Here is a 10356-nt window from a genome sequence, read left to right on the forward strand (position 1 = left end):
GCTAGTCCGGTTTCGCCATGAGCGACGAAAGACGCTCGAGTGCAACCGATTGAGGTTCGTTGTAGACGTCGCGGGCGTCGACGACATCGACCGATGTGGCCACGGTCGTCTCGCCGAACAGGTCGATCCGGCTGAAGCCGAACCCGACTCCCGCTCGCTGCCGGCCCTGCGGTGACACCGGATCGGTGCGATACGACAGTGGGGACCCGATCCAGACGGGGATTCCCGACAATGCCGAGGCCCCGGTGTAGTGGGCGTGGCCGCACAGGATCATCCGGACATCCGAGCCCGCGATCACGGACTCGAGGGCACCTGGACGGGTCAGCCTGAGAAAGTCGACAGTCGCCAGCGGTGAGCGCACCGGCGGGTGATGCATCACCAATAGTGTCCCACGGGGCGCCGGGTCCTCGAGTACCGTTGCAAGCCAGTCCACCTGGTCATCCTCGAGTCTGCCGTCGTGGCGCCCCGGCGTGGTGCTGTCGAGCACCACGATGCGAAGTCCGCCGACCTCGTGGACTGCGTCGTACGGGGCTCCCAGGTCTGTCGAGCCGTTGCGACCGAGATCCAGGCCGATCCGAAACCCGGCCCGATCGTCGTGATTTCCCATCGCGTAACACACTGCTGCTCCGAGTCGGGTTGCGGTGGGCTGCAGCATCGTACGCAGAGTCCGGTACGCCTCGATCGAACCGGAATCTGCCAGATCCCCCGAGACGATGATCGCGTCCACGGAACCATTCCACGCGTCGAGGTGGTCGAGTACTTTGCGTAGATTTCGCGTCGTGTCCATCATTCCGTGCATCAGGTCGCCGCCGGTGCTCAGATGGGTGTCGGTCAACTGGATCACGGTGTGTTCGGGCCCGGTCATGACGCCGGCAGGAGGGTGTTCGCCTGCTCCTGTGCGGCGGTCAGTGTGGTTGCCGGATCGGCGCCCTGGAAGACGGCAGACTCCACGGCAGACATCATTCCGTCGCGAATCTGCAGGTAGTCGTTGCCCGGCATCGAGATCCACGGCTCCATCGTCTTCAGCTGCTCCAGGTTCGGTTCGAGTAGGGGATTTCGCCCAGCCCAGGCCTGGAGGCCGGCAGGGTCGTCCATGAGCCCGGTTCGCAGGGGGAGGTAGCCGATACCGCTGGAGATCTTCACGTAGGCCTGTTCGCTGGTGAGGAACTTGATCAGTTCCCACGACGCGCGTTGCTTCGCCGGGTCCTGGGACAACACGAACAGTGATGCGCCGGAGTTGGTGGGTACCACCGGTTTGTTGTCGAAGCTCGGCATCGTCGTCGAGCGCAGGTCCCATCGGCCGGCGGCTCCCTGGACGAACTGGTCTTGAATTGCGCTCGTCTCCAAGAGCATTCCCATCTCCCCGCGGGTAAAGGCCTCGTAGCCCTGCTTCTGGGTCAGCGTTGGCGTGGCTCCGGATTTCACCATCTGCTGTGCCATCTCGACCACCTCGACGGCTGCGGGATCGGCGAAGGTCAGGGTGTCGCGGTCCTCCGAGATCACGCGGCCGCCGTTCGACCGCACCAAACTCTGGAAACACCAGTCCTTGGCGGTCTTCGTCAGGCAATCGATGTAGGCGCCACCTTTCCCGGTCTTGTTCACGATCGTCGTGGCGGCGACCGCCACCTCGTCCCACGTACGTGGGGGATTGTCCGGGTCCAGACCGGCCTGTTCGAAAAGAGATGCGTTGTAGTAGAAGACGTGTGTCGAGAAGACGAACGGGATTCCGAATGTCTCTCCGTCCCAATCGCTCAACGTGCGAGCACCCGGCGCGAACGGATGCGTGTCGCCGTCGAAGTGCTGCTCGACGGCATTGTCGCCGACCAACTGATCGAGCGACTTGGCCTGCAATTGGTTGACGGTGAAATCCAGGTCGGAGAAACCCAATTGGGCCACGTCGGGCGGATTGCCCGCCGTCATCTGGTTGCGGATGCTCGAAATGGTGTCGGTGGCCGGGTTGGGACTGTTGCCCGCCGGCTTCTGAGGAGTGACGGTGATGTTGGGGTGCGCTGCCGCGAAATCGGCCAGCAGGCTGTTGAACGTGTCCGTCCATGCTCCCGCCAGCCCGTAGTTGTAGCTCTCGAAAACGATGGAGACCTTTTGGTCGGCCGTCAGTTCGGGAATGGCAGCGGTCTCGGTCTCGTCCGGGGTACTCGACAGGCAACCGGCGAGCAGCAACGGCAACACGATCAGTGGGACGGCAAGTGTGGGTGGGGGTTTCACGGCAACGCTCCTACCTGAGTGAGTTCGAGATGTGCGGGTTGTGCTTCCGGCTGCTGCCACCGCAGCCGCCGGCCGTCGTCGGGGTCGAAGAGATGTAGATCCGAGCAGTCGGCGGTGAGGGTGACCTCGGAGCCGACGTCAATGGCCCGGGCGGTACCGGTTCGAGAAACGCGTGCACACAACGTGACCGAGTTGATCGCACAGTGCACCAGCACATCGCCTCCGAGGTTTTCGGTGAGTGTCACCACGGCTCGCAATCGCACCCGCTTCTCGGTCCGGGGCTCCGGGGTGGCCTCTGAGTGCTCCCGGAGTCTCAGTCGTTCCGGCCGGATGCCGAGTGTCAGACGACGAGAGTTGAGGTTGCCGGCACCCGCATTGATCCCGAGGGGCACGACGGTCCCGCCGATCGTGGCGACCAACTCGCCGGCCCGCACCTCCATGGCCGCGGTGACGAGATTCATGGGTGGAGCACCGAGAAAGGCCGCGACAAAGGTTGATTGCGGACTGTCGTACAGCGCCTCCGGCGTACCGACCTGCTCGATGCGGCCGTTGTTGAGCAGGGCGATGGTGTCGGCCATCGTCATCGCCTCGACCTGATCGTGCGTGACGTACAGGAATGTCTTCTTCACGCGCTTGTGGAGTTCGATCAGCTCGGTTCGTGTGACGGCCCGCAAACGGGCATCGAGGTTGGACAACGGTTCGTCCATCAGGAAGGCGCTGGGGTCGCGGACCATCGCCCGGGCCAGGGCAACCCGCTGTCGCTGTCCACCCGAGAGTTGGCCCGGCCTGCGGGCCAACAGCGCCGTCAAGCCCAGAGACGCTGCCACGCGCTCGACCGCGGTCCGCGCCTCCCGCTTCGGCACCTTCGCGGTGCGCAGCGGGAAAGCGATGTTGTTCGCCGCGCTCAGATGGGGGTACAGCGCGTAGCTCTGGAAGACCATCGCCAGATCACGTTCTCGCGGTGGGACTTCCGTGACGTCAGTGTCGCCGATCATCACGTTGCCTTCAGTCGGTGTCTCCAGGCCCGCGACGATGCGCAGCAGCGTGGATTTGCCGCATCCGCTCGGACCGAGCAGCACCATGAACTCTCCGCCGGGCACGGTGAGGTCGATCGAATCCAACACGGTGTCGCCGTCGAAACGTTTGGTCACCCCGACCAGTGACAGCGTGGAACCAGTTGGTGTGCCGGCTTCCGAACCCATCGGTGCCTCGATCCGCTCGTCGGTGCCGCTGTGGGCCTTCGCAATCAGATTCGCGGAGTCGAACAGCGAAGGAGGTGGCGATAGGGAACGTCGATCGTCCGAGTGGAAGGTCTGTGGCCGACGTACGAGATGGCAGGTCCCGGTGGTGGATGGGAGTGTGTGGATGGCGTCGTCGGCGCGCCCCCAGGTACCGCCCCGTCAGGAATCGGTACCCCGCCCGGTGGAATCGGGTAGTCCGCTACTCATGCCCGCCGGTGGTCGGTGGTCGTAGTTTCAAGATGCGGACTGATGCCTACCGAGGGGTGTTATATGAGCAAGTCGAGTGCGATCGGGACATGGGTCCACGAATCCGGTCCGAGGACCGTCGACGAATTGTTCTCCGGAGTGAGCCTCGGCCGGGCGAGGCTGGTCCAAAACGGTGTGGTCGAGCCGGTGACACCGGGATCGTCGATCAGACTCACGGCGGGAATCGACGTCACCCTGGTGGCCGAGATCAATTCGGTCTTTCCGGTCACCGACGTGATCGGACAGGTTGTTCGCGAGTTCGACGAGCAGTCTCCGGGCGCCGTCGGGACGGTGGTGACGGATGGGTTCTGTGACGCGGTGTCGCCGGGGCACAGTGGACTGATCGAGCTGGTCGTCGACGGCGCCCACATCCATGGTGACTCCTCGCTGGTCCTGCAGATCGGTCTGATGAGATCGAGGATGACCGATGAGATCCCATTTCACATCCGTGTCTCCGCTGCCGGCGACTGAGACCTCAGGGTTCTGAATCGGCCTGCATCGCCCGTAAGACAGACAGCATCTCCGCGCGACTGTTCGCTCCGATCCGGCGGCGAATGCGGGCCACGTGGTGTTCGACGGTCTTGGCGGAGATGAACAGTCGGTCGCCGATGTCCTTGTAGGTGATGCCGAGTAACAGCAGTGAGACGACCTCACGTTCACGTTCGCTCAGCACTGCGGCCGGGGACTGAGGCGTCGGTGCATCGCCATTGGACTCGGTGATGGGGGTCTGGTGCGTTCGCAGCGATCGGGCCAGCTGGAGCATCGTCGAGGCCACCCGTGAGTCGGACGAGTAGAGGGCCGCCTGGCTGGCCAGACGCGACCCGTCCCAGCTGTGACCGACATCGGCGAGCCCGCGGGCCGCCGCCTCGACATCGGTGGGGTCGATGTTGCCGCCGAGCATGTGAATCCAGACCCGTCCGGCACGCGCCAGCGTGGCCGCGTAGGGACTGGTGCGGGCGGCCTCGGCGAGGGCCTGCGCGTGCGGAACCAGTTCGGACGGAGAGTCTCCGGCGATCGCGGCATGCACGCCGTACCAGTGCATCGATGCCGACCACGACGGCGGATTCCCGAGCCTCGTCAACAGTTCCTGCACGGCCTCGAGGGTCGGAGCCAACTCGTCGAGAACCTGCAAACGAGCTGCGGCCACCCATATTTCACCGATGGGCAGCAGTCCGCACAGATCGACCGAGTATTCGCTCAGCGGTTCTTGCACTGCCTCCCACGCGCTGCGCAGTTCGCCGAAATCACCGGACCGCCGAGCCAGTGCGACCCGGAGTCCACCCCGACTGAGCTGATCGCGCAGATGCATCGTCGACTGACCCAGCCGATCGAGCTGCGCTGTCGCTGTCGCAACATCTCCCTCGAGCAGGGTCACCCACGCGACCAAGAGTTGGTGCCGCACCCGATGCAGGGGCGGGACATCGTCCACCGAGTGCTGTGTGAGCACCGACCGTGCCTTCGGCAACTTCCCGAGGTGGATGGCCAGGGTTGCGGCCAGCGCGGCAGATCTGTCCGGGGTCGTGGTCGCGGCTGTTCCGCGTTCGAGCGCGGAGGCCCGCATCAGGGTGTTGAGCGCGTTCGGCGAGGGCGCGTCGATGGATTCCACCAGTCCGGTGAGGATGAGTCGATCAACGGCGGCGCGGGTGTGCGGCGGGTTCTGCGCCGCAGCCACCGAGTCGTCGAGGGCCTTGCGGCCGGCGTCGGAATCGCCGATCGACAGGTGGACGGAAGCCGCCATCACGTCGTGGTTGCCCGAGGTATGGCCCAGCCAGCAATACAGTTCGGACGCGCGCCTGGCATTTCCCCGAATCGCGGAGGCGGACGCGGCGATTCTGACCGCGAGTGGCCGGCTGTCGTCCGAGAGGTTGTCCCACAGGGAATCGATCGTGCGCATCGATCCGGTGAGATCGCCTGCGCAGGCCCGGGATTCAGCAGCGAGAAGGCGGGTCTGGACGGTCTCCCGGTTGATCCGGGCCGCGGCGTCATAGAACGCCGTCGCCTGGGCGGGCTTGGCCCCGGCTGCCGCATGGAGCAGCGTGGGAACCAACTGCGGATCCGCGATCCCATGGGAGGCCAGCTGCAGCGCCAGCGGTCCGGGCAGCGGACCCTGCTCCAATCTGTTTGCAAGCAGCGAACTCTCGATCTCGTACCGGCGTTGATGTCCGATGACACCAACCGCGGCCGCGTACACACGCTCACTCCATTCGGCCGGGCCCTCGATCATGCCGGTACACCGTGCCGTGTCGATCAGCTGTTCGGCCTCGGTGGGTGTTGCCCCCAGCACCGAGATGAGTTCGGCCGTGCCGACGGCGATACGCAGGCTGCACAGTAGGACGGTGGCAACCGCGGATTCATCGAGTGTGTACAGGCGCTCTCGCATCGCCCGTTCGACTGCCTTTGCCACCGCCTTGGGGCTGCCGCCGGGGCCGCCATGGATGCCGGCGATGGCCGCATCGACGAATCCCCGGTTTCCTCCCGTCAACACCTGGATGTGATCGATCAGCGTGGACGGTGCGCTCGATCCGGTCGTCTCGGTCAACCGTGCTGATATCTCCTCCCGGGTCAGCGGTTCCAAGTGGATCGGCGCGGTGTCGCGTTGCAGTGCCGCCAGCGTCCGGGTCAGCGCGGCGTTGCGGTGGCGGGGTTCGCAGGCGACGACAACGGTGTGACTCCCGGCGTCGGCGACGGAGGCAACGATGTCCAGATCGCCCTCCGGCAGGTGATGTCCGTCATCGATGACAAGAGCGTCGCAGTCGCGCAGGTTGACATCGACGCGCGATGCGATCCGCATCCCCAGATCGCCGAGCGAGAGCCGGATGTATTGCATTGCAGCGGTTTTTCCGGTGCCGGAGTCACCGGTGACGGCCTGGGATCGGTGCTGCTCCGGGTTGGCCTTCATCGCGGTGAGGAAGCCGCGCAGCTGCCGGGGCGGGCGCCCGATCGAGAGATCGGGTGGGCGACCGGCGTTCGACGTCAACGACATCGAGCTAGGTCGGGAGCGGTTCGACGGGATCGATCACTTCCGGCGATACCTCTGGGGGAGTACCTCCGGGATCGACGCTGTCCGGTGGGGTTTCTGAGGTGGTGATCGGCGGTTCAAAGGTCTCTTCGGGAACGAAGGTCTCCTCGGGAATCACGACTTCCTCTTGCGTTGTCGTGTCCTCGGTTGTCGTCTCCGGCGTTGTCGTGATCGACACCGACACCGACGGCGCAGGTGCCTCGGGCGTCTCGGAATCGTTGTTGCTCAGTGCGAAGGCTGTCCCGGCCGCGGCCGCGAGCACGAGCGCCGCGGCGACGCCGATGAGCACCAACCGTCGTCCGTGGCGGCGGTCGGAGTCTTCGGCGGTATCGGTGTGGTGCTCGTTGAACGTCAACGCCGGTCTCGGCTGCGCCCGTGGCGGCGGATTGCCGTCGTTCCTGACCGGGACCAGGTTGGGGTCGGTGTCGGTCGGGGGCCGGGGGCTCGCCGGAAATGATTCCGTCGGAGGGGACTGGCGGGTTCCGCTCGCCGGTTGTGGTGTGCTGTGTGGCCCACTGGCGCCCTGCCCGGGTATCGGAAAAGGGACGGGCCGCGGAACCCGGGTGGGCCCGGAGTCGGTGGCCGGCCTGGGCACAGACGCTGCGGCAATCCTCGCCGCACCCGCGGCGATGGTCAGATGCGGATTGTTGTCGATGCTGACCGGGAGGTGCAGGTCCCCGGAAAGCCGTTGTGTCAGCAGAGGTATGGCGGCGCTGCCACCGAACGCGAACACACTGCCGAGTCGGTTGGCCGGCACTGATTCCCGGTCGAGCAGTTCGCGCAGTGCGTCAACCGTTCGACCGAGCGGTTCGGCCGCGAGATCCTCGAACTCGGCCCGGGTGATCCGCACGTCACCGCCGAACATCGGCAGGTCGACTGCGATGGTGGCGGCGGTCTCCGACGAGAGTTGCTCTTTGGCCGCCACGCACTGGGCGCGGAGCGCTGACAAAGCACCCAACAGATTCGGATCAGGATTGGACAACTGGTGCGGGTCGTCGACAACCAGTCCGAGCACGTGGCGCATCAGCGCGTGATCGAAGTCGACGCCGGCAGGTTCGTCGACGCGAAGGGGTTGCCCGATCAACTGGACCTTGCCGGCATCGGCCAGCGCCACCGAGGTGCCGGTCGCGCCGGCATCCACCAGTCCGATGATCCCGTCGGAGGGAAAGTCGGGGTGACGTCGGATCTGGGCGAGTGCGGCAGCCATACCTGAGTGGAGTTGGACCGAGGCCGGCAATCCCGCGGCGGGTAGCGCGCCGCGGAGGTCGGAGACGGCATTGGGTGGCCAGTACGACGGGTACGCGACCACGATCGGAGGTGGCTGTTGAGACTGCCCGAGGAGACCCCGGATGACACTCTTGACCGCTGCGGCGGTGAGCATCTCGGCGCGATGGGTCTTGCCGTCGGGAGATGTGATCGGCACCGGATCACCGACCCGTTCGACAAACCCGGACACCGTCACCCCGTCACCGCGGACCCGGGGATTCTCCGACGCGGTCCCACATTCGACGGGACGATCAGGCGACAGGGTCAGGACCGGGGTCCGGATGACCGGTGGGGCAGAATCAGTGGGAAGTGTTGTCGCAGTGAGGCGCTGCGCGCCGATCGCCACTCCAATCGCGGTGGGATACATGGCGTTTCCTTTCGCTCGTCCATCCATCATCGCAGGCAGCCCCATCCGGGGATAGAGGATTCGGCGGGGAGAAAATCCTTTGGGAGATATCCCCGATAGGGGAGGGTGTCCGGATCGGGGGTAGTCCCTATTGCCCTCGGTGAGAGTGCGGGCTGTACCAGTAGTCCCTGTGGCGCGCGCGGCGATACTCTCGGACATACGTAGTCAGTAGGTGCCCCGGCTCGCGCGGCCGGGAGAGCGTGGCGTGCCAGACGGCACGGAGAGGATGGATCATGCCTGGGACCACTTTGCTGGATTTTGTGATGGGGCTGGTCCACGATCCGGTCGCGGCCTCTGAGTATCGGTCGAATCCCGAACAAGCCATCGCCGACGCCGACCTTCACGGTGTGACCGCCGGCGACATCGAAGCCCTCATTCCGATGGTGTCCGGGGGAGGCCAGGACGGGGCCGGACTGCAGAATCCGGATCGGGGTATCTGGAGCGGCGGTGACGTCGTGCAGTCGTTTGACGCATTCGATTCACCCGGTCTGGAGCAGGAATCGATACATTCTGACGTCGACACTCTCGAGCACCTCGATTCGTTGCGATCTTCACCCGGATTCGATGCCCGCGGAAACGATGGCGCCGGGCTCTTCGATTCGGTGCCGGATTCGTCGATGTCATCACCTGAGGTGGTGCACGACGACGAGTTCGCTCCGAGCGTCGACCCACTCACAGATCCTTCACCCTTGCCGGATCCGGCAGCGATGCCGGTCGACGACCCTTCGCCCGGACCCCTGGATTCGCAAGGTGCGCCCGGAACAGAAGGATTCGACTCGGGCCACGACTGGGGTTCCGTCGACGACTTCGACATCTGAGATCCCCAGGTGATGAGTTCATTCCCCCAATCCGAACCCCACCCGGGACAACGCACCCCATATCGATGTTCCAAATGAGGGGGTTCGCCCCCGTTATCTGTAAAGGCCAATCTCTCTAACGTTGTTTTCAGCTACTCCAGAGGGGAGGGCACACCAACTATCCAGGAGAGTCCGATGACACAAGCACCGATGGCCTTGTTCGAGTTCGTGATGAATATGTTCCAGGACGAGAAAAAGGCGGCAGAGTTCGACAAGAACCCTGACAAATGCATGGCGGACGCCGGACTGCAAGACGTCACTCCGCAAGACGTCGCTGCCGCGATTCCTGTTGTCGTCCAATCTGTTACCCCTCCGGGAGGTGGCGGATGGTCTCCGTCGATCCCGTCGCACGGGAGTCCTTCGCAGATGATCCAGCAGGTCGTCAACAACTACTACGACCAGCGAGTCGACGTCGACATCGTCAACACCGGGGGTGGTGACATCGACGTCGACATCAAGCAGCAGAATGCGAACGGCGACGGTGCCGTGGTTGTCGGCGGCGACAACGAGGGGCCGATCGCGACCACCGGCGGAGTGGCCGGCACCGACAACAAGGTCGGCAACAAAACGGACGACCACAGCACCAACGTCGACGATTCGATTCACGGAAACAACAGCGGAAACTCTTCGAGCACAAAGGTTTCCGACAACAGCCGGAATGACAGTCACAACAAGATGGACGTGACGTCCACGGGCGCCCCGGCACCGATGGCACCTCCGCCGCCTCCGGTTCCGATCCCTGTGGACCCCTTCGACGCGCACGGTGGCATTCCGTTTGTGCCGGCCTATGCCGATAACTCTGTAGCAGCGGACCCGAGTGATCTCGGGGGCGGCATGGTCGACCCCGGGCCCATCGAAAGTCAGGTGCCGGACACCGGCGACAGGGTCACAACGGAAGTCATGCCAGATGACCCGCAGTCCGTCAGCGACGGTCCGGTCCCGTTCGACCCCGCGGCACCCGACGACCCCGCCCTGGGTATCGCCACCAGCGATATCGTCCCGACCGAGCAGGCGGAACCGATGGTGGTCGCCGAGATGGATTCGGGGCAGACATACGCGCCTGAGCCGGCCATGGCGGTGGCCGAGGCTCCCGTCGCG

At 64.9% G+C, this 10356-nt stretch carries 8 protein-coding genes; 3 read left to right on the forward strand and 5 right to left on the reverse strand.

Annotation, left to right across the window (positions count from 1 at the left end; translation table 11 throughout):
* Nucleotide 1 precedes the first annotated feature (1 nt).
* Genes VIQ49_RS19685 through VIQ49_RS19695 form a run of 3 tightly spaced genes read right to left on the reverse strand, consistent with a single transcriptional unit; the run spans nt 2 to nt 3425 of the window.
* Entirely contained in the window at nt 2–865 is an 864-nt protein-coding gene (locus VIQ49_RS19685; RefSeq protein WP_331887760.1) for a metallophosphoesterase, read from the reverse strand.
* Entirely contained in the window at nt 862–2223 is a 1362-nt protein-coding gene (locus VIQ49_RS19690) for an ABC transporter substrate-binding protein (RefSeq protein ID WP_414731671.1), read from the reverse strand. Before VIQ49_RS19690 ends, VIQ49_RS19685 begins: the two co-directional genes overlap by 4 nt.
* The gene (locus tag VIQ49_RS19695) at nt 2220–3425 is read right to left on the reverse strand and encodes an ABC transporter ATP-binding protein (RefSeq protein ID WP_331887762.1); all 1206 of its coding nucleotides are present in this window, start codon (nt 3423–3425) and stop codon (nt 2220–2222) included. The genes VIQ49_RS19690 and VIQ49_RS19695 overlap by 4 nt, the downstream gene beginning before the upstream one ends.
* 309 nt (nt 3426–3734) lie before the next feature.
* On the opposite strand from VIQ49_RS19695, the gene VIQ49_RS19700 reads away from it, so the two are divergent.
* The gene (locus VIQ49_RS19700; protein WP_331887764.1) at nt 3735–4181 is read left to right on the forward strand and encodes a hypothetical protein; all 447 of its coding nucleotides are present in this window, start codon (nt 3735–3737) and stop codon (nt 4179–4181) included.
* A gap of 4 nt (nt 4182–4185) precedes the next feature.
* On the opposite strand, the gene VIQ49_RS19705 is transcribed toward VIQ49_RS19700, so the two are convergent.
* Together VIQ49_RS19705 and VIQ49_RS19710 are read right to left on the reverse strand one after the other, a co-directional pair.
* Nucleotides 4186–6693: a helix-turn-helix transcriptional regulator gene (locus VIQ49_RS19705; protein WP_331887766.1), complete on the reverse strand. Its 2508-nt coding sequence runs from the start codon at nt 6691–6693 to the stop codon at nt 4186–4188.
* Between the two features lie 4 nt (nt 6694–6697).
* Complete coding sequence (locus VIQ49_RS19710) at nt 6698–8362, reverse strand: Hsp70 family protein (RefSeq protein WP_331887768.1); 1665 nt, start codon at nt 8360–8362, stop codon at nt 6698–6700.
* 272 nt (nt 8363–8634) lie between these two features.
* On the opposite strand from VIQ49_RS19710, the gene VIQ49_RS19715 reads away from it, so the two are divergent.
* The gene (locus VIQ49_RS19715) at nt 8635–9219 is read left to right on the forward strand and encodes an IniB N-terminal domain-containing protein (RefSeq protein WP_331887770.1); all 585 of its coding nucleotides are present in this window, start codon (nt 8635–8637) and stop codon (nt 9217–9219) included.
* A 174-nt stretch (nt 9220–9393) separates the two neighbouring features.
* The coding region (locus tag VIQ49_RS19720) for an IniB N-terminal domain-containing protein (RefSeq protein WP_331887772.1) at nt 9394–10356 on the forward strand (963 nt) is incomplete at its 3' end.

The organism is Williamsia sp. (assembly GCF_036566845.1).
Taxonomy (GTDB): Bacteria; Actinomycetota; Actinomycetes; order Mycobacteriales; family Mycobacteriaceae; genus Williamsia.

Coding starts and splice junctions, on each gene's coding strand:
- VIQ49_RS19685 (WP_331887760.1), bottom strand. CDS start 865: ATGACCGGGCCCGAACACACCGTGATCCAGTTGACCGACACCCATCTG.
- VIQ49_RS19695 (WP_331887762.1), bottom strand. CDS start 3,425: ATGGGTTCGGAAGCCGGCACACCAACTGGTTCCACGCTGTCACTGGTC.
- VIQ49_RS19700 (WP_331887764.1), top strand. CDS start 3,735: ATGAGCAAGTCGAGTGCGATCGGGACATGGGTCCACGAATCCGGTCCG.
- VIQ49_RS19705 (WP_331887766.1), bottom strand. CDS start 6,693: ATGTCGTTGACGTCGAACGCCGGTCGCCCACCCGATCTCTCGATCGGG.
- VIQ49_RS19710 (WP_331887768.1), bottom strand. CDS start 8,362: ATGTATCCCACCGCGATTGGAGTGGCGATCGGCGCGCAGCGCCTCACT.
- VIQ49_RS19715 (WP_331887770.1), top strand. CDS start 8,635: ATGCCTGGGACCACTTTGCTGGATTTTGTGATGGGGCTGGTCCACGAT.